This is a genomic window from Fervidibacillus halotolerans, assembly GCF_026547205.1.
Taxonomy (GTDB): Bacteria; Bacillota; Bacilli; order Bacillales; family Caldibacillaceae; genus Fervidibacillus; species Fervidibacillus halotolerans.
The window spans coordinates 2,047,441-2,066,538 of record NZ_CP106877.1 but is presented as its reverse complement, the minus strand read 5'-3'; the positions used below and the strand labels follow the sequence as shown (position 1 = coordinate 2,066,538).

Here is a 19,098-nt window from a genome sequence, read left to right as displayed (position 1 = left end):
TTTGGTTGCCTTCTGATTTCAGAAAATTAAAACAAAATCATTTTTTCCTTTTCGTTTCTTGCTCCCAACGTTTTAAATAAGGGTAAGGATCGAAGGACCATTCCGTTCTCCCATTATCTTTATACATACCATAATGAAGATGTGGAGGGAATTTTCCTGATGTCCCAGGCGGTCCATAGCCGGAATTTCCAACGGTGCCGATCAGTTGCCCTGGTTTGACGATATCACCAATGTTTAAATCCTTGGCAAATCCGTTCAAGTGGGCAAAATAATGATATGTATTGTTAGCGTCTCGAATTCCAATTCGCCATCCACCGTATTTATTCCAACCTTTCATTTCTACCACTCCGTAACATGTGGAGTACACATTCACGCCGAATCCTGCAAAAATATCCGTTCCTTCATGGATTCTTCGTCCACCCCATCCTCTCCGATCCCCCCACGTATCCCTATACGTATAGTTAACATGAATAGATAAAGGAAAATGATGTTCATGTAAATCAATGCGTTGGAATTGTTTATATAATTTGGCAATTCCCATGATGATTTTCACCGTTTTATCCCGCTTATAATAATTCCATAACCCGATTTTTATTTGATGATGATCCGTCCCATATTGGAGGAGGTAGTGGGCAAAGGTATATAAAACATCCTCATCATCGTGGGGATCCGCTTTTCCATCCCCGTTTCCATCCATTCCCATCCCATCGAAGAAGCGAATGGACTTTGCATCTACGTCATCTTTATTCGGGTTCAAAATTCCAACCCATTTTTCCTTTTGTATGTAAATCCCAGAAAGACCAGTTACCTTTGGGAGGTCATGGCGAACAGCTCGAATGTTTCGTTCGTATTGATCGATTGCAGCGAGATAATACCATGGAATATTTGTCACCTGTTCCATCCGTTTATATAAATTCATTCGTCTATCGTATTGTTCATGTTCCATCGTATTGGCATGTACGAAGGAAGGAAGAAAAATACAAATTAAAATAAAGATAAATACGTATCGCTTTCTGAACGAAATCACTTCATTTTCCTCCTTTTTGAAACTTATTATTAGTTTACGAAAAAGAACCGTGTTCATAAGTGTAATTTTTGCCATAGCTTCGTGATCTTCGAATTTCTACTCACAAATTGATAAATGCGTTATAATAAAGGATAAGAGATTAGGAAATTTTCCAATATCGGTTTTATAAATATACCGATGGAAAGGGTGATACGATGGTTTGCATTCATAATGCCTGTTATGAATTGGTAGAAGAGAGAAAAAATGGATTTAATGAACAAGCTTTCCGTGACAGGTTTAGTGATATATTGCTTCGATACGATTATATTGTGGGTGATTGGGGATACGGCCAATTGCGATTGAAAGGTTTTTTTGATGACCGAAATCATCGTGCAAATCCGGATACGAAAATCAGCACACTAACGGAGTACTTGTATGAATATTGCAATTTTGGCTGTCCATATTTTGTTTTGAAAAAAGTAGATAAGTAAAGCGGAAGTCGTCCGAAATGGTTTTTCTTTTCCATTTGTCTCGTTTTCAACAGGCTTATTGAAGTCTGCAAAGGGCAAATTTCAGTGCCCATTTTTTCATTCTTTTTGACTTAGGAGGAGACATAAATGTATTTTGTTGATCGTGAGAAAATTGAACAAACGTTAGACTTTTTGGAAAAAGAAATTGCGTTGTTTTTGAAGGTTAGTGAGTTGAAAGATTCTTTTCAAAAAGCGGTTTTGGAACGATCCGTACATATGATGATTGACGCTGTGCTAGATGTTGGCAATGCAATTATAGATGGGTTTATTATGAGAGATCCGGGAAGTTATGACGATATTATCGATATATTACTGGATGAAAAGGTCATTTCGAATCGTAGTGCAGAAAACTTTAAATCAGTCATTCCTTTTCGAAAAGATTTAGTACAAAATTATTTACACATTGATCACCAACGAATTTATGACGGGATGAACATCGCTCTTCCTTCCTTTCAACAGTTTCCGGAAAACGTTCGTCATTATTTGGAAAATGAACTCGGACCTGTTTCCGCATTTAAAAAATAGATTTGAATGGAAAGTTCCCTATTCATTTTTTGGATAGGGCTTTTTTATTCTTTAACATGAAATTGGAAATAACTTGATATATAATGTGGAAAGATAAGGTTTAAGTGGATCGATTTTTTTGATAAGATATAGGACGTAAAACAACGGTGAGGAGAAAATTAAATGCGATATAATGGATATTTAATTGATTTGGATGGAACGATGTATAGGGGAACGGAGCGAATTGATGCGGCGGAGACATTTATCCGTGAATTGAATACAAGGGGTATTCCATATTTATTTGTAACGAATAATTCGACGAGGACGCCGGAGCAAGTAGCAGAAAAACTTAATGAATTCGATATTCCGGCTACAAAGGAACAAATTTTTACGACGAGTATGGCAACCGCAAATTTCGTGTACGATTTCAAAAAGGATGCGAAGGTGTATTTCATCGGTGAAGAAGGGTTAGAAGATGCACTTCGTAAAAAGGGCTTCACTTTTGCAAAGGAAGATGCTGATGTCGTGATTGTTGGGCTAGATCGGCACGTAACGTATGAAAAATTTGCAGTCGCTTGTTTAGCCATAAGAAACGGAGCGAAATTTATCTCGACGAATGGAGATATCGCTTTGCCATCGGAACGGGGTTTTTTGCCAGGAAATGGCTCACTAACTGCCTTAGTTCGTGTTTCAACTCAAGTCGATCCTGTTTTTATTGGAAAACCAGAGCCAATCATTACAGAGCAAGCATTGAACGTAATTGGTACGAAAAAGGAAGAAACGCTCATGGTTGGTGACAATTATGAGACGGATATTTTAGCAGGAATGCGCGCTGGGATCGATACCCTTTTAGTTCATACAGGGGTTACGACGAAAGAACAGTTGGCGAAATATGATAAACAGCCAACCTATACGGTAGAGTCCCTTTCCGAATGGACATTCATATAATGGTTTCATAATAAAAAACCTCTTGAGTCAAAAGTGAACGACTACAAGGGGTTTTTTATTCGTTTTCTATTGGAAAACGGATCACGAATTCCAATAAATATTTCAATTGTACAATATTACAAAATGAGTTCCTTTCTTCTTTACTCCGTATTTGCAGCACGATGGGCAAGACGGCTTGAAGCAGCAGCTGCAATAGCACCGACGATATCATCTAAAAAGGTATGAACTTTTCCACCACTTTTATCATTTAACATCTTTAAAATGCCTGGTTTTAACTTATCGATATAGCCATAATTTGTAAATCCAATCGATCCATAGATATTTACGATGGAAAATGCAAGGATTTCATCGATTCCGTAAAGTCCTTCGTCCGTTTGAATAATCGATTGAAGGGGTTCGTCTAACATCCCCCGTTCTGCCAATAAATCCAATTCGATTCCGGTTAATAAGGCATTTTGTACTTCCCGTTTTGCCATAACTGCTTCTACATTTTCTAAACAATCTTCCACCGTTAAGTCAGGATGATACGATTTTTGTAGGAAATAAACTAATTCAGCGATATCCTTTTCTGTTACACCCCGTGCATGTAATAATTCCCTTGCTTTTTTGTCCAGATCTGGAAAACTTGAATTTTTATCAATCATGGGTTTCTCCCCTTTTCTTACAAATTATTTTCATGGATCACCATGACAAAACAAAAAAACACATATGAAACAGAAATTGACGTCATATAATGTATTATACCAATATTGTCCATTTTGAAACAATCATAAACGTTATTTATTATTCCGTAATTTAGAAATGGGGGATGGAATTGACTAGGCAATTCCTTCAAAATGAGTACGGATTAAATGTGGGAAAAGCGATTTCTATAAATGGATATAAAGCTTTTCATGATGGAAGAAATATGTATGTTCTCTTTCCTGTTTTGGAAAGCCAACAAGAAGAAATTGTCGAGCGATTTTCAATGGTTCATCACATGCATCTTATGCGGGAAAAGTACGTACCGTTCTTTCAATTAACGAAAAGAAACACGTATATTAGTCATTCTGGAGATCAGTTTTTTGTTCTTTTAAGACTTGAGGAAATAGGGAACAAAAGAAATCTCCATATCGGTACGGAATTGGCCCAATTTCATTTACGGGGCATGTCTATGGCATACCCCATACGTCATTTAAATCGGTTGGGAAAATGGAAAGAATTGTGGGAAGCTCGACTACAACAATTAGAAACACTTTGGCGAGACAAATTAAACAAACGACCGAAGAAGCCCTTTGAAAAATCGTTTATCGAATCCTTTCCCTATTATTCTGGTTTCATTGAAAATGCAATACAATATTTCGTCGACGCATCGATCGATGATCATCCAAATCGCTTTGATCGGGGAACGATTACTCATGAACGATTTACATTCGAGACGTGGTCTGTTCCCTTCCATTGGAAAAATCCTTTCGACTGGGTCATCGATCACCCAAGTCGGGATTTGGCAGAATGGGTAAGATATCAATTTTTTTACAATTTTGAACCGTATCAAGTAGATTTACGTTCGTTTTTTATGAATTACCAGTCAGTTGTACCTCTATCTACCTTTTCTTGGCGGCTACTTATATCTCGATTACTGTTCCCAATCCATTTTATTGAATGTGTGGAAATGTATTTTTCCACGAAATCGGAAGTAGTGAAAGGAATGATGGAACATCGTTTAAAACGCATGTTAGAAAAGACTGGGGATTACGAACGGTTTTTAGTTGAATTGTTTGAAATAGCCAAATTTCAATTGAAGTCGGATGATCTCATCGTATTGGACTGGTTAAAGGGAAGATAAAAGGAAAAGCTTGGGAACGAAAAACCGATTTATGATAAAATATATTTAATTCATTGAATAATCGTATGATTTAAAGGAGGGCTTCCATTGAATCGAAAACCGTATGTGTATATTACGCGAAAATTACCCGAGCAGATCGTGAACAAAATAAAATCATTCGCGAATGTGGGCATGTGGGAATGGGAAGATAAACCGGTTCCCCGTTCTGTTTTACTTGAAGAATCGAGGAAAGCAGATGCACTATTTACTATGTTATCCGATCCAATCGATGAGGAAATATATACCGATGCAAAAAAATTGAAAGTGGTAGCAAATTTAGCTGTCGGATACGATAATATCGATATCAATGGGGCGACGAGAAGGGGAATTGCGGTCTGTCACACGCCGGATATTTTAACAGAAACGACTGCAGATCTCGCCTTTTCCCTCATCATGATGGTTGCTAGGCGTCTAGGGGAAGCGATTGAATATGTGAAAAAAGGAAAATGGACAAGTTGGAGCCCCTTGTTGTTGGCAGGAGCGGATGTACACCATAAAACCCTTGGAATTGTCGGTATGGGAAAAATTGGTGAGGCAGTGGCAAGACGGGCATCCGGTTTTCAGATGAACGTTTTGTACAATAATCGGCATCGGAAATTGGAGGCGGAAAAACAACTTGCCGTTGAATACCGTCCCTTTGAGGCATTAATAGAAGAGTCGGATTTTGTTCTTTGTCTAACTCCGTTGACGGAAGAAACGAGAAATTTATTTACTTATGATGTTTTTAAGAAAATGAAAAAAACCGCTTATTTTATCAATGTTGGAAGAGGACGAGTTGTTGTTGAAAAGGATTTGATTCGAGCATTACAAGAGGGGGAAATTGCAGGAGCCGGGTTAGACGTATTTGAAAATGAACCAATTGGTGCAGATCATCCTTTATTAAAATTTCCCAATGTAGTTGCTTTGCCCCATATCGGAAGTGCGTCGATGGAAACGAGGTTGGCGATGATGGATCGCAGCGTGGAAAATATTAAACGAGTCCTCGATGGAAAAAGACCTATTAGTATAGTAAATCCAGAAATATACGAATAAAGAGAAGATGGATCTTGAAGATAAAAAAATCGGCTGCTTTTACATATTTATAAAGCAGCCCATTTTTATCCAGTTTGTTAAAATACTTGTTCGACTTCAACGACACCAGGAACTTCCTCAAATAAAGCCCGTTCAATTCCTGCTTTCAATGTAATAGTTGAACTTGGACAAGTACCACAAGCTCCTAATAGTCGCAATTTAACGATGCCATCTTCCACATCGACCAATTCGCAGTCACCGCCATCGCGGAGAAGGAATGGACGTAATTTATCTAATACTTCTTGTACTTGTTGTTTAATATCGGTTTCAGACATTGGCTCGCACTCCTTTCTTCCTTACAACTATTATAATAAGGAATTTACTAAAAATCCATTTGTTCGCCCTTTAAAAAAATGTAATGGTTTTTATTTTGTATTTGGTCTATTAATTTGTACAATAAGATGAAAGAAGGGAGGTAATGGAATGCACAAACCGGTGGAAATTACCGTCTATGGGGCAGAGCAAATATGTGCAAGTTGTGTCCATTCACCATCTTCCAAAGATACGTATGAATGGTTACAGGCGGCTTTAAAGAGAAAATACCCAAATCAACCTTTTTCGATTAATTATGTGGATATTTTTCAGCCTCCTGAAGATAAGAAAAAGAAGGAATATGCAAGGAAAATTATCGAGGAGGATCTCGTTTATCCAGTAATTACGATTGAAGATCATTGGGTAGCGGAAGGAAATCCCCATTTGAAAAAAATTTGTTCGGAGATGGAAAAATACGGTTACCGTTCCCAGTAGAAATGATATGTTAAATGAAACGATGAAACGGGCGAATCAGTACGCCCGTTTCATCGTTCCCGACCAAATCCGTATCATATAGGGAAGATTAACCTTTATGGAATTTGTATAGCCATAAAATTCCGGATTTTAATAATCGTGGAACTCTCCCCGTTAAAGCCCGATCTGCTACAACTCCGAATCCTTGTTTTTTTCCGAGGGAACCTAAAACACCTTTCAGTTTAATTTTCGGGAGAGATTCTGGTAACTCTTCACCTTTCCATTTCTTTAATATGACTTGGGCAATTTGCTCTGCTTGGGCTTCAGCGAGTTGGGCACTTGGAGCATGGGGTAAGCTGGCACAATCACCGACGACGTATACATTATTGTATTTTGGAATATGATGATAGTCGGAGATAACGACACGTCCCTGTTGATCCTTTTCTACATTCAGCTCTTGAACAACTTTGTTCGGCTGAATACCTGCCGTCCATACGATGGCATCGAATGGAATCGGTTCGTCATGATTGTATAAAACGCCTTCTTCTACTTTCGTAATGTTTGCATAATTGACTACTTGAATATTATGTTCTTTAAACCATTCGTTAACAAAATTGCTTAAACGTTCCGGAAAGGCGGAAAGGATGGTTTTTCCCCGATCGAAAATAACGATTTGTAAATCTTCTCGACTTTCTCGAAGTTCGCTCGCCAATTCGACACCACTTAAACCGGCTCCAACGACGGCTACCTTTGCATTCGTTGGTAGACTATTTAATGCTGCGCTCGTTTTTCGGGCTTCTTCGATCGATTGAATACTATAGGTAAATTGGTTGGCTCCGGGAATGCGATGATATTTATCTTCACAACCGAGACCAATTACCAAATCATCATAATCAATCGGATCGAATTCCTTCAAATGAACGAGCTGCTTTTCCAAATCAATTTTCAAAACTTCTTTAAAAATGGTTTCCAATTGCGGATGTTTTGGAAAAGGGACCCGAATTTCACTGTCGGATATTGTTCCCGCAGCTAATGCATAAAATTCTGTTTTTAAAGAATGGTACGGACATCGATCCACTAATACGATTTTCACATCTTCTGGCAATACGGGGAGAAGCTTTTCTAAAATTTTCATCCCACCGTAGCCTCCCCCTAGTACGACAAGTTTTTTCATCTTGAATAAACCCCTTTGTTTAGTTAATAAAAGTAATCGTTTAGCGTTTCAAAAAGATTAGGAAACTATTTTTTTAGTATCATAATATTTTTGCTATATTTACGATGTTTTCCTTATTAAGCATCCATGAAAATTATATCGGAATTATAAGAAAATAACAACCATAATGAAAGCGATCTTTTTTAACAAAAGATAGATTTAGTTGACTAAATGTAAGGGAAATAGTAGGATTTGTACTTAAGGGGTGATTCCATGCTCAACGATATGGTTGAATTTTGTATTAGTAATTTAGCCCGAGGTTCATATAAAGCGTTGGAACAATTGGAACAAGATCCAGATTTGGATATTATCGAATATGATTGCCTTAGCCACTGCACCCTTTGCGAACGCTCCTTATTTGCCCTTGTGAACGGAGAAGTGGTGAAGGGAGAGAATGCAGAGGAATTGGTGGAGAATATATATAAACATTTGGAAGAAAATCCAATGTTTTAATGAACAGAAGAAATTTCTTATTGTATCGAATCATCGGAATGTTTATACTGTAAATACAAGGATAATGTGGATTTGCTTTTTATCATTTTTTGTTGGAGGTGATTTTTTTGCAAGAAGTCGTACAATTGACAGAGGCTGCAGCCTATCAAATAAAAGATGTGATGAAGGAACATAATGAAGAGGGGGCATACTTCCGAATATCCGTCAAAGGCGGCGGTTGTAGTGGTTTATCCTACGGAATCGGTTTGGATGATACGAAGCAAGACGATGATGTGCTCATGGAACAATTTGGTGTGAAGGTTCTCGTTAAAAGAGATGATATTGCGATTTTACGAGGGACGAAAATCGATTATAAACAATCGCTCATGGGCGGAGGTTTTACGATTGATAATCCGAATGCCATTTACACGTGTGGATGTGGCTCATCATTTCGAACGGAAACAAAACAAGGTGCTCCGGAAAAATGTTAAGTGTCTATTCGACACTTTTTTAGCCTTCCGTTTTCTTCATGATTATTAAAATTTTCCAGACTAAAATGATTCATGTTTTGACAATATTATTTAGTATACAGGAAGATTAAAGAGGCCTGAAGAATATTCCCTTTGGAAGATTCTTTAGGCCATTTTTTCATAGGCAATTGATTGAATGGTGAATATTAATTAAACATCGATGTACTATGCAATGGTTGGACGCGCGCTTTCGGATCGATATACGTTTTCGCATTGTTCACGGCAATCGGGCCTTCTCCAAATCCGGTGGCAATTAATTTCACTTTTCCGTCATAAGTGCATATATCTCCTGCGGCATAAATACCGGGGATATTCGTTTCCATTTTTGAATTTACTTTAATGGAATTTTTTTCAATGGTAAGTCCCCATTCTTTAATAGGCCCTAAAGAAGAAATAAAACCGTAGTTAACGATAACTTCATCTACGTCCAATGTAATGGTTTTTTCTCCCTTTGTTTCTTTCAAAATTACATTCGAAATTTTCTCACCATCACCGATTATATCTTTTGGTACATATGGCGTTACAATCTCTACGGAAGATTGTTTCAATTTTTCTACGCTATGCTCATGAGCTCTAAATTTGTCACGCCGATGGATAATCGTTACTTTTTCAGCAATCGGTTCTAACATAAGGGCCCAATCGACTGCTGAATCGCCACCTCCGAGAACCGCCACTTTTTTTCCTTTGAAGGATTGTAAATCGTTAATAAAGTAATGAAGGTTTTTCCCTTCGTACTTCTCTGCATGTTCAATTTCTAATTTTCTCGGTTGAAAAGCACCGTTTCCAGCGGTGATGATGACTGTTTTCGAATAATGGATTTCCTGATCCGTTTCAAGTTTAAAAACTCCGTCTTCCTGTTTTTCAAGCCTTTGTACCGATTGTTCTAAGCAGATTGTCGGTTTGAACCGCTTTAATTGTTCCGTAAGATTATCGATTAGTTCTTTTGCTCGAATTTTCGGAAAACCGGCTACATCGTAAATATATTTTTCCGGATATAGAGCTGTTAATTGACCACCTAAATGGGGCAGACTTTCAATAATTTTTACCGTTGCTTGTCGCATACCTCCATAAAAGGCAGTAAATAATCCGGTCGGTCCTCCACCGATTACGGTTATATCATAAATTTGTTTATCTTCTTTCAAGGAAGATCCCTCCATTATGTTAACTTTTACTCATAATTAGTATATTCGATTGAAAAGGTGTCAGTAAAACAAAAAGGTCACAAGAATGAAATTGTCGCATATATTTCATATTTTAGACTTATTGAAAGACGATCGTAACGACTTGAAAAAAAGTGAAAGAAGGAATATGATTAATTTCGAGCCATTCTGTAACAATTGTTAAATGAATGTTTCAATTGTTTATCCACTATTTCGTAAATTCGAATAAATCTTGTATTATTTTTTCTTCATTTTATTTGTGCGATTTTGAGCATATAAATTTTTGAGAAAGAAAGGTGAGCAGCAAATGAACAAACAGAAAATTGTAATCCTAGGTGGAGGTTATGGAGGTTTACAAACTGTTGTAAAATTGCAAAAATCTTTAAGCCCAAATGAAGCCGAAATCATTTTAGTCAATAATCATCCATACCATTACGAAACAACATGGTTACATGAAGCGGCAGCTGGAACGTTACAACCTGAACGGGTACGTTATTCAATTGAAGACATTATCGATCAAAGAAAAGTCCAATTTGTTCAAGATACGGTAGAAAAAATTATTCCCGAAGAAAAAAAGGTTCAATTAGGAACGAGAGAACTTTCCTATGATTACCTTGTCGTTGCATTAGGAGCAGAGGCAGAAACATTCGGAATTAAAGGATTAAAGGAACATGCTTTTACGATTTCTAATTTAGACAGTGCACGAAAAATTAAAGAACATATTGAATATGTGTTTTCCACATATCATAGTGATGGAAGAAACACCGATGAACAGTTATCGATCGTCGTTGGTGGAGCAGGTTTTACAGGGATTGAATTTCTTGGGGAATTAGTCAATCGGATTCCTAAACTATGTGACACGTATCAAATTAAACGAGAAAATGTAAAAGTTTATTGCATTGAAGCGGCACCGACCGTTCTACCTGGGTTTGATCCGGAACTTGTCAAATATGCAAAATCGGTTCTAGAGAAAAAGGGTGTGGAATTCCTCATTGGTACACCGATTAAAGAATGTACGAAGGAAGGTGTTCTCGTCGATCAGGGGAATGGAGAAACGAAATTAATTAAAGCGAATACGGTCGTTTGGGCAGCAGGTGTACGTGGAAATTCCGTCATCGAAAAATCCGGTTTTGAAAATGTTCGTGCCCGTGTAGCCGTCGATTCCTATTTACGAGCACCAGGTTATGACGACGTTTTTATTATCGGAGATTGTTCAGCAGTTATCAATAAAGAGACGAATCGACCTTATCCTCCTACGGCACAAATTGCGATGCAACAAGGGAAATTGGTGGCGAAAAATCTGAAACTTCTACTGCAAGGAAAAAAAGATTTAGAAACATTTGTTTTTGATAATAAGGGTACGGTTTGTTCCTTAGGTGAAGATGACGCTGTCGGAATTGTATTCGGGAAAAAAATTACCGGTTTCAAAGCATCTTTTATGAAAAAAGTGATTGATAATCGCTCACTGTTTTTAATCGGTGGAACATCCCTCGTATTAAAAAAAGGAAAATTGAAACTGTTTTAAAATCGGAAAACTAATTTTCGGGACTGTTCAAAATTAGTCCCTAGTGGATGCAAGGGAAGGTGACGGAGACTCCTGTGGGAACAGCACGAGCTGTAGACCCACGAACGGATGCGAATCGAAAAGACTTTACCTTGAAACGCCGTTACCGAAATGAATTGAATCGAATTTCAATTACGAAGAAAGGGGATGTACTTTTTGTGCACCCCTTTTTTGTAATAAGGTAATAATTGAGACCAAACATTAATTTAAAATTTCTGAAAATTTAAGAATAAAAAAGAAAAGCGGTGAAAACGAATAATGTATTCGTTTTCATCGGAATGATTGGCGGTATATCGAACTTTTCGATATGGCTAACATTTGATATCTTTACAAGAAAATCAAATTGGGGTGAAATGGGATGGAAAAGATGGATCAACAACAAGGGGTTTGTGATTATTGCCAAGGAAATGGCTATATTCAACTATTGTTAGGTGGTTCTGAAACTTGCCCAAATTGTAAAGGGTCCGGGAAAAAAGCCGCATAATGTTTACTAAATAATTCGATTAAAAATGGGTTTTCCCCCCTTATTAATTGACTCTTGAATATCCATTCATTAAACTTATTTTGAATAGGTTGTCAATAAGGGGAGACTGCAATATGCAAATATCAATCGTACATGTTCTCATTTCTATCGTACTATTTTTTGTTTTATTTTTCGGAATCGGTTTTATATTAAATATGTTATTACGAATGACTTGGATCATGGCAATTTTGTATCCGATTGTCGTGTTGCTAATCGTTGACGAAGTTTCATTCACAGATTACTTTACAAATCCTAAGGAATCCTTTTCAAATTTAGCAGAAAATATTTTTCTTTTAACCCCTACGGATATTATCATATTATTCTTTGGCTTTTTAGGTGCAATTTTATCCGGATACGTAATGAATTTGTTAAGAAAAAAAGGGTATCGCATGTTTTAGGAATAAAGATGTAGTAGTTTAAAATGGAATAAGGAAATTATTAAAAAGGGACGATTACAAACAAACTGTATTTGTATCGTCTCTTTTTTGTTTTAACTATTTAAAAAATAAGTATTTTAAGAAAAAATGAACAAAAACTCTCTCCCGATGAATATTTCCTGTCAGATTGGGAAAGAAATAGATTCGGGAGGAGTGAAATATATGGAAAAAGCAAAAAAATGGTTGAAACGATTGATCATGACGATTTTGTTTATCTTAGCGATATTAACGACCTTTCAATCTGTTTCGGGAGTTTATGCTCAAACGATTTTTTTCGAAGAGCCCCGTATTCTCAACGATTATTCATCTTCATCAAGGAATCATGTCTTCCTTCATGCATTGAAAAAAATAGGCGATCAAATGAAATCGCTAAAGGAAGCCCTTTCACCGAGAAAAATGATTTCTTCTAGTGAAGAAATTGAGGGGGAAATTCCTTCCTTAGAAGAAGCATTTAATTGGGAAAAATATCCGAGTTATACCGTTGTTGCAACAGGTTATACAGCAGGGTATGAATCGACGGGGAAAAGGCCTGGAGACCCGTCCTATGGGATTACTTATTCCGGCGTAAAGGTGAAGAGGGATTTGTATTCAACGATTGCTGCTGATTTGAATGTATTCCCCCTTGGGACAGTGCTGTTTATTCCCGGTTACGGGTTCGGTGTTGTCGCTGATAAAGGGTCTGCCATTAAAGGAAATAAAATTGATTTGTATTTTGAAACAGTGGAAGATGTGTATAGTCAATGGGGAAAAAAAGTCGTGGAAGTTTATTTGATTGAAAAGGGAGACGGGAAAGTAACGAATGAACAACTGGAAAAATTAAATGAGAATGAAGCGATGCAAGTATTTCGTTCTCAGTTTGTACAAAAGGAGAAAAAATAAGAGGGTGCAAAGTTCAGTGCACCCTTTTTAATTTATCCAAAATATTCTTTTGCTCTCGGGGCCATTTTAAACTTGTCCCCATCTTTTACAACAAGATCTAATTCTTCCATTTCCCTTAAGCTACTACGCACCTTAAAAAGGGGTAGCCCTACTTTTTTCGATATTTCTTGCGCTGTTAAATTGTCCTTTTCAATGCTTTTTAATAGTTTTTTTGCCGATTCTGACAAGTGACCGGTATCTGTCATACACGCCATAGGGAAATCTCCTTTACAGTTGTTTTTTGCAGAAATACCAATCGACGCATTCTAAACTTTCATCTTTCATTCGTTCTTCAGCCACTTCAATATTTGGCGGGGTTGGTAAAATTACTTTATCCCCTTCTCGCCAGTTAGCCGGAGTTGCTACACCGTGTTGATCTGTTGTTTGAAGGGCTTTTACTAAACGAAGAATTTCGTCCATATTTCTTCCGGTTGTTAATGGATAATAAATGATCGCCCGGATAATTTGTTTATCATCGATTACAAATACTGCTCGAGAAGTTTCCGTTGAGCTTTCTTCCGGCATAATCATTCCGTATAATTGGGCAACTTCTTTATTTAAATCAGCAATAATTGGAAATTCAAGTTTAACACCGAATTTTTCTTCCACATTTCGAATCCATGAAATATGGGAGGATACACTATCCACACTGAGTCCTAACAATTCGGTATTCATTTCCCTTAATTGGGGATAGATTTCTTGAAAAGCGATGAATTCAGTTGTACAAACCGGTGTAAAATCAGCAGGATGGGAGAATAAAATAAGCCAACTTCCTTCATAATCGGATAAACGAATTTTTCCTTGGGACGTGACAGCTTCAAATTGTGGTGCCTTTTGTCCAATTCTTGGTAAAGATCGTACTTCTGTTACTGTGTGTTCAGTCATTTGAATACGCCTCCAATTAAAATTATTATTATTAAATATCTATTTTAATAATAAAAAGTATAGATAAAAATGTCTATTAAAAAGGCTTGTAAATATTTGACGATTTTGTGAAGATGAAAAATAAATGAGAATTAAATATGTTAATTGAGAATTATAAAATATTCACCCTCTATCCACTACCCATTTTATCAAACAAAAGGATTTAAAATTTGAGAAATATTTGAATATATCGTTATAAATCTTTTACAACTTGATGGATAAGGAACATACGTAAGGGTATGCACTAATCCTTTATTCCTTTATAATGGAAGGGGAGGTGCTAATATGTTTCATATTGAAAAAAAACAAAATTTTCAAAATAAAGAAGGATATTTTATTATTGGTGTTTTTCAAGAAGGCGAAAAATTTGGAGAATGGTTTTCAAAACTAGATGATTCTTTTCAAAATCATTTGAGAGAATTAGTAAAATCTGGAGATATTTCTGGAAAGAAAAAGGCAGTATCGGTTATACATACATTCGGATGGATTGGAGCGAAAAGGCTATTATTTGTCGGCCTAGGTCAAAGGAAAAAGATGACGAAGGAAGATTTGGTAGAAAGCTTCGGTGCGGCCTTTCAAACTGTGAAGAAAAATCGTGGAGATTCCCTTGCAATAGATTTACAATCGTTCATAACGGCTCGTGTGGACCCATTAACGGTTGCTAAATTAGCCGCGGAATCCTTCATCCTTTCTACCTACACTTTTAAAGGATATAAACAGAAGGAAAATAAACCGGATGTGGAAATCGAAAAATTTACCGTTTATTATGATGGAAACGAAGAAGAAATAAAAAAAGCTCTGGTAACTGGATATATTTACGGTCGTGCAACGAATTCCGCCCGTACGTTAGTCAATACGCCTTCCAATTTGTTAACAGCGGATCATTTGGCTAAATATGCGAAAATGTTAGCTGATCGGTACGGATTTGAATGTGAAATATTGGAAAAAGAAGATATGGAAAAACTAGGGATGGGCGCTCTGCTCGCTGTAAACCAAGGGTCAGAAAATCCCCCAAAACTCATTGTACTAAAATATCAAGGTCGAAAGGAATGGAAGAACGTCATCGGACTTGTCGGAAAAGGGATTACCTTTGATACGGGAGGATATTCCTTAAAACCAAGGGACGGTCTCGTTAATATGAAAACGGATATGGGCGGAGCGGCTGCTGTACTCGGTGCAATGGAAATTATCGGTGAGAGAAAGCCGGAACAAAATGTGGTAGCCGTCATCCCTTCAACAGATAATATGATTAGTGGAAAGGCATTTAAACCGGATGATGTCATTACATCGATGAGTGGAAAAACAATTGAAGTGTTAAATACGGATGCGGAAGGCCGTCTTGTGTTAGCTGATGGAATTACATATGCGAAACAACATGGGGCAGATGTCCTTGTTGATGTAGCGACCCTTACCGGCGGGGTAATCGTCGCTTTAGGATCAGATAAAACGGGCGCGATAACGAATGACGAAGCTTTGTTAGAAAAAATCATCGATGCTTCAAAGGAAACAGGAGAAATGATTTGGCAATTACCGTTGACGGAGAAAGATCGGGAAAAAGTGAGAAATAGTAAAATTGCTGACTTGAACAACTCCCCTTCAAGAGAAGGTCATGCGATTATGGGTGGGGCCTTTATTGGAGAATTTGCTGAAGATACGCCATGGGTGCATTTAGATATAGCAGGAACATCTATTGTAAAATCAGGTTATGAACTTGGACCTGCGGGAGCTACAGGTGTGATGGTACGTACATTGGCCACCTTTGTTGAAGAATTTTCAGAAAACAACGAATGAACAAGCGTCGAGCAGGCATGGTAATATCCGGCCTGCTTTCCCCATATCATTGAGACATACCTCCCAAATTTAATAAAATTGGACACACTCCATTCTTTTTCTCCATTCGTTAAAAAAATTGGACAAATGGAATAAATGGTGGTATATTTTTTCTGTTACGATTTTTGGACAAACAGTTCACAGGTTTCTGTCGAAGATTTGTGTAAAATTCATTCCATGTCCGATTCCCTTTGTGAAAGAATGTTCGTCCCAACTTAGGGGTTTTTAAGTAACCGTGTCTGTTGGCTACCCAGAATATGTAGACTAAATTAGGGTAATAAGAATAATGGTAGAAATAATTATGCGGGTGTAGTTAAGTGGACAACGATAGCTACACGCTTACTTCTATGTGAAAAGGACGATAGCTTCAATCTTGCTGATATCTATCTAACGGGATCGCCTAGAAGTACGAAAAGCTAATTTCGTGGGTTCGATTCCCACCACCCGCTCCATACATTTTGATCCAACGCAGTGTTTTGTTTCAAAAAGAACGAAGCATTGCGTTTTTATATTAATGAATCATGCTTGTTTAAAAGGGTTGTTAATAGGAAAAGGAAGTAGCGAGATTTTTGTTTCAGACTAAATGGGAAAAACGACGAAATAAGCTTTTTTAAGAAACTCAAGATAATTTTCTTACACAAAATTTTGATATGATTTTATATAACCTTTATATTGTTTTTGCTGATTAGCTTGAAAGATGGAAAGGAGGGGGATCGGATGGATATTCGGAAATTAAAAGAAGAAGTCATTGCTTATAGTAAAAGGATTGGAATTGATAAAATCGGGTTTACAACAGCAGATCCATTTACGACATTAAAAGGAAGACTTGTTCGTCAAAGGGAGCTTAATTATCACTCAGGATTTGAAGAGCCAGATATTGAAAAGCGGACCAATCCTTCATTAATCTTTGATGAACCTGCATCGATCATTTCCATCGCCCTAGCATATCCATCAAAAATGAAAACCCATGTACGAGGAACGAAAACAGATCGAAGAGGAATATTCAGTCGCTCATCTTGGGGGGAAGATTATCATACGGTTTTACGAAATCGACTTGCCAAATTAGAAGCATTTATTATCGAACGGTATCCGAATGCCCGTTGCAAATCGATGGTGGATACGGGAGAACTTTCTGATCGGGCGGTTGCAGAAAGAGCGGGAATTGGCTGGAGTGGGAAAAATTGTTCAATTATTACGCCAGAATACGGTTCCTATGTATATTTAGGGGAAATGATTACGAATATTCCCTTTGAACCGGATACTCCTATTGAAGACCAATGTGGAACTTGTAATAAATGTTTAGAAGCCTGTCCGACAGGAGCCCTTGTACAGGGAGGCCAAATTAATGCAAAAATCTGTATTTCCTATTTAACCCAGACGAAGGATTTTTTGCCAGAGGTATTTCGATCGAAAATCGGAAATCGATTATATGGTTGTGACACGTGTCAAATGGTTTGTCCATACAATAAGGGAAAAGATTTTCATTTCCATCCTGAATTTGAGCCGGATCCGGAATTGGCAAAACCGCGATTAAAACCTCTCCTTTCCATTAGCAATCGGGAATTTAAAAATACATTTGGAAAAACAGCAGGTGCTTGGCGAGGAAAAAAACCGATTCAACGAAATGCGATTCTCGCCCTCGGACATTTTAAGGACGAATCAGCTATTCCCGATTTGGAACAAGTTTTAAAACATGATCCTCGTCCCGTTATTCGGGGTACTGCAGCATGGGCCCTTGGGAAAATAGGGGGAAAAAAAGTAAATGAGATTTTATTACAGGCGAAGGAAAGGGAAAAGGATGCGGACGTATTAAAGGAATTGGAAAAAGCATTGGAAAATTTGAATGGGGAAAGGAAGCAATAAAAAGACCGTGTTGTTTGGTATATGTGATTCCATCGGTTAAAATAAGGCGAACTTTAATATATTAGAATTCTTCTACTCCGTCTACTTATAAAAAAGGATCTATTTCTGAAATATTGACCGTCTTCCAACATACACATACAATGGAAAGGAGTGTATGTTGGAATGTTGGAACAAATGAAAACCCAGTTACAAAGAAGGATAAACGATTATTTTCATAACGAAAAAAGCGAATTTCCAGAAGTCGAACGAAAACGATTGCTTCTATTGAAAAGGAAAGCAGATTTGAAAAAAGTTAAAGCAAGGGCGAAGATTACAAATAAAATCAATGCAGGGGATCAAACCAAATACTATTATATATGTCATCTCACATTTTTACTTAAACAAGGTGAACAATTTTATTTGGAAGAAGAAGTGGAAAAGAGAGTTGCGACTTTTGATCAAGAATCTTTATTGAAAGATCAGGAAATTCCAACACCAATTAAGCAGGAGGATTTGTTCTTCAGTCGTACTGATCTCGACTTACAATCGGTAAGAATTCCTTATGAATACGATCGAATCAAGGCTGTTCAATATGCGGATCGTTGGTGGAACGATACGAATCCAAAATATAAAAGCTTTGAAAATAATTGTACGAATTTTATTTCCCAATGTTTACATGCAGGTGGAGCACCGATGTGGGGGTACCCGAATCGAACGAAAGGTTGGTGGTACCAAGGAAACAATTGGAGTTACAGCTGGTCTGTAGCCCATGCTCTATGTTTATATTTATCCTCCTCAACAAAAGGTCTTAGGGCGGAAGTGGTTGAAGATCCGAGAAGTCTTCAGCTCGGTGATGTGATTTTTTACGATTTCCAAGGTGATGGAAGGTTCGATCATTCCACCATCGTCACCGGGAAGGATGCTTACGGATATCCCCTTGTCAATGCTCAAACGACGAACAGTCGACTACGGTATTGGTCTTATGAAGATTCCTCCGCATACACTAATCAAATTCAATATCGTTTTTTTTCAATTGTAGACCATTCAAAAGATTAAATTGATTTTTATTGAATTTC

Annotated in this window: 22 protein-coding genes and 1 tRNA gene; 16 read left to right on the top strand and 7 right to left on the bottom strand. The window is 37.3% G+C overall.

The features are described 5' to 3' along the window. Nucleotides 1-37: 37 nt before the first annotated feature. Nucleotides 38-1,024: a M23 family metallopeptidase gene (locus OE105_RS09915; RefSeq protein WP_420842601.1), complete on the bottom strand. Its 987-nt coding sequence runs from the start codon at nucleotides 1,022-1,024 to the stop codon at nucleotides 38-40. Between the two features lie 197 nt (nucleotides 1,025-1,221). On the opposite strand from OE105_RS09915, the gene OE105_RS09910 reads away from it, so the two are divergent. The 3 genes from OE105_RS09910 (at nucleotide 1,222) to OE105_RS09900 (ending at nucleotide 2,988) form a co-directional block, all read left to right on the top strand. Further along, nucleotides 1,222-1,497 (top strand): YutD family protein, encoded by a 276-nt coding sequence (locus tag OE105_RS09910; protein WP_275420022.1) that lies wholly within the window; start codon nucleotides 1,222-1,224, stop codon nucleotides 1,495-1,497. Between the two features lie 126 nt (nucleotides 1,498-1,623). Further along, on the top strand, nucleotides 1,624-2,061 hold the full coding sequence (hepT, locus tag OE105_RS09905) for a type VII toxin-antitoxin system HepT family RNase toxin (RefSeq protein ID WP_275420021.1): 438 nt from the start codon (nucleotides 1,624-1,626) through the stop codon (nucleotides 2,059-2,061). Between the two features lie 162 nt (nucleotides 2,062-2,223). Continuing rightward, complete coding sequence (locus OE105_RS09900; RefSeq protein ID WP_275420020.1) at nucleotides 2,224-2,988, top strand: TIGR01457 family HAD-type hydrolase; 765 nt, start codon at nucleotides 2,224-2,226, stop codon at nucleotides 2,986-2,988. A gap of 140 nt (nucleotides 2,989-3,128) precedes the next feature. Here OE105_RS09900 and OE105_RS09895 read toward each other — a convergent pair whose 3' ends face one another. Next, nucleotides 3,129-3,632 carry a phosphatidylglycerophosphatase A family protein gene (locus tag OE105_RS09895; RefSeq protein ID WP_275420019.1) on the bottom strand — a complete coding sequence of 168 codons (504 nt, stop codon included), beginning with the start codon at nucleotides 3,630-3,632 and terminating at the stop codon, nucleotides 3,129-3,131. Nucleotides 3,633-3,802: 170 nt separating this feature from the next. Between OE105_RS09895 and yutH the strand changes: the two genes are divergently transcribed. Beyond that, nucleotides 3,803-4,813, top strand: a complete 1,011-nt coding sequence (gene yutH, locus OE105_RS09890) for a spore coat putative kinase YutH (RefSeq protein WP_275420018.1) — start codon at nucleotides 3,803-3,805, stop codon at nucleotides 4,811-4,813. 87 nt (nucleotides 4,814-4,900) lie between these two features. Continuing rightward, entirely contained in the window at nucleotides 4,901-5,884 is a 984-nt protein-coding gene (locus OE105_RS09885; RefSeq protein WP_275420017.1) for a 2-hydroxyacid dehydrogenase, read from the top strand. A 77-nt stretch (nucleotides 5,885-5,961) separates the two neighbouring features. On the opposite strand, the gene OE105_RS09880 is transcribed toward OE105_RS09885, so the two are convergent. Then, nucleotides 5,962-6,198 (bottom strand): NifU family protein, encoded by a 237-nt coding sequence (locus OE105_RS09880; RefSeq protein WP_275420016.1) that lies wholly within the window; start codon nucleotides 6,196-6,198, stop codon nucleotides 5,962-5,964. 148 nt (nucleotides 6,199-6,346) lie between these two features. Between OE105_RS09880 and OE105_RS09875 the strand changes: the two genes are divergently transcribed. Beyond that, nucleotides 6,347-6,670: a YuzD family protein gene (locus OE105_RS09875; RefSeq protein WP_275420014.1), complete on the top strand. Its 324-nt coding sequence runs from the start codon at nucleotides 6,347-6,349 to the stop codon at nucleotides 6,668-6,670. Between the two features lie 88 nt (nucleotides 6,671-6,758). On the opposite strand, the gene OE105_RS09870 is transcribed toward OE105_RS09875, so the two are convergent. Continuing rightward, nucleotides 6,759-7,823 carry an NAD(P)/FAD-dependent oxidoreductase gene (locus tag OE105_RS09870; RefSeq protein ID WP_275420013.1) on the bottom strand — a complete coding sequence of 355 codons (1,065 nt, stop codon included), beginning with the start codon at nucleotides 7,821-7,823 and terminating at the stop codon, nucleotides 6,759-6,761. 252 nt (nucleotides 7,824-8,075) lie between these two features. On the opposite strand from OE105_RS09870, the gene OE105_RS09865 reads away from it, so the two are divergent. Both OE105_RS09865 and OE105_RS09860 read left to right on the top strand, forming a co-directional pair. After that, a complete protein-coding gene (locus OE105_RS09865; protein WP_275420012.1) occupies nucleotides 8,076-8,315 on the top strand; it encodes a YuzB family protein in 240 nt (79 codons plus the stop codon). 161 nt (nucleotides 8,316-8,476) lie between these two features. Then, nucleotides 8,477-8,785 (top strand): HesB/IscA family protein, encoded by a 309-nt coding sequence (locus tag OE105_RS09860; protein ID WP_420842600.1) that lies wholly within the window; start codon nucleotides 8,477-8,479, stop codon nucleotides 8,783-8,785. Between the two features lie 185 nt (nucleotides 8,786-8,970). On the opposite strand, the gene OE105_RS09855 is transcribed toward OE105_RS09860, so the two are convergent. Beyond that, the gene (locus OE105_RS09855) at nucleotides 8,971-9,966 is read right to left on the bottom strand and encodes an NAD(P)/FAD-dependent oxidoreductase (RefSeq protein WP_275420010.1); all 996 of its coding nucleotides are present in this window, start codon (nucleotides 9,964-9,966) and stop codon (nucleotides 8,971-8,973) included. 325 nt (nucleotides 9,967-10,291) lie between these two features. Between OE105_RS09855 and OE105_RS09850 the strand changes: the two genes are divergently transcribed. From OE105_RS09850 to OE105_RS09835, 4 genes are all read left to right on the top strand, one after another. Further along, the gene (locus OE105_RS09850) at nucleotides 10,292-11,509 is read left to right on the top strand and encodes an NAD(P)/FAD-dependent oxidoreductase (RefSeq protein WP_275420009.1); all 1,218 of its coding nucleotides are present in this window, start codon (nucleotides 10,292-10,294) and stop codon (nucleotides 11,507-11,509) included. Nucleotides 11,510-11,915: 406 nt separating this feature from the next. Further along, complete coding sequence (locus tag OE105_RS09845) at nucleotides 11,916-12,032, top strand: YuiA family protein (RefSeq protein ID WP_420842599.1); 117 nt, start codon at nucleotides 11,916-11,918, stop codon at nucleotides 12,030-12,032. A 113-nt stretch (nucleotides 12,033-12,145) separates the two neighbouring features. Beyond that, nucleotides 12,146-12,469, top strand: a complete 324-nt coding sequence (locus OE105_RS09840; protein WP_275420007.1) for a YuiB family protein — start codon at nucleotides 12,146-12,148, stop codon at nucleotides 12,467-12,469. A 201-nt stretch (nucleotides 12,470-12,670) separates the two neighbouring features. Next, nucleotides 12,671-13,387, top strand: coding sequence for a 3D domain-containing protein (locus tag OE105_RS09835; RefSeq protein WP_275420006.1), 717 nt, complete (start codon nucleotides 12,671-12,673; stop codon nucleotides 13,385-13,387). 32 nt (nucleotides 13,388-13,419) lie between these two features. On the opposite strand, the gene OE105_RS09830 is transcribed toward OE105_RS09835, so the two are convergent. Further along, a complete protein-coding gene (locus OE105_RS09830; protein ID WP_275420005.1) occupies nucleotides 13,420-13,641 on the bottom strand; it encodes a hypothetical protein in 222 nt (73 codons plus the stop codon). A gap of 13 nt (nucleotides 13,642-13,654) precedes the next feature. Then, nucleotides 13,655-14,311 (bottom strand): peroxiredoxin, encoded by a 657-nt coding sequence (locus OE105_RS09825; protein WP_275420004.1) that lies wholly within the window; start codon nucleotides 14,309-14,311, stop codon nucleotides 13,655-13,657. Nucleotides 14,312-14,635: 324 nt separating this feature from the next. Between OE105_RS09825 and OE105_RS09820 the strand changes: the two genes are divergently transcribed. From OE105_RS09820 to OE105_RS09805, 4 genes are all read left to right on the top strand, one after another. Next, nucleotides 14,636-16,141 carry a leucyl aminopeptidase gene (locus OE105_RS09820; RefSeq protein WP_275420003.1) on the top strand — a complete coding sequence of 502 codons (1,506 nt, stop codon included), beginning with the start codon at nucleotides 14,636-14,638 and terminating at the stop codon, nucleotides 16,139-16,141. A gap of 342 nt (nucleotides 16,142-16,483) precedes the next feature. Continuing rightward, nucleotides 16,484-16,632 (top strand) — tRNA-OTHER (locus OE105_RS09815). Nucleotides 16,633-16,897: 265 nt separating this feature from the next. Further along, nucleotides 16,898-18,043 carry a tRNA epoxyqueuosine(34) reductase QueG gene (gene queG / locus OE105_RS09810; protein ID WP_275420002.1) on the top strand — a complete coding sequence of 382 codons (1,146 nt, stop codon included), beginning with the start codon at nucleotides 16,898-16,900 and terminating at the stop codon, nucleotides 18,041-18,043. 162 nt (nucleotides 18,044-18,205) lie between these two features. Next, entirely contained in the window at nucleotides 18,206-19,078 is an 873-nt protein-coding gene (locus OE105_RS09805) for an amidase domain-containing protein (protein WP_275420001.1), read from the top strand. Nucleotides 19,079-19,098: the final 20 nt, after the last annotated feature.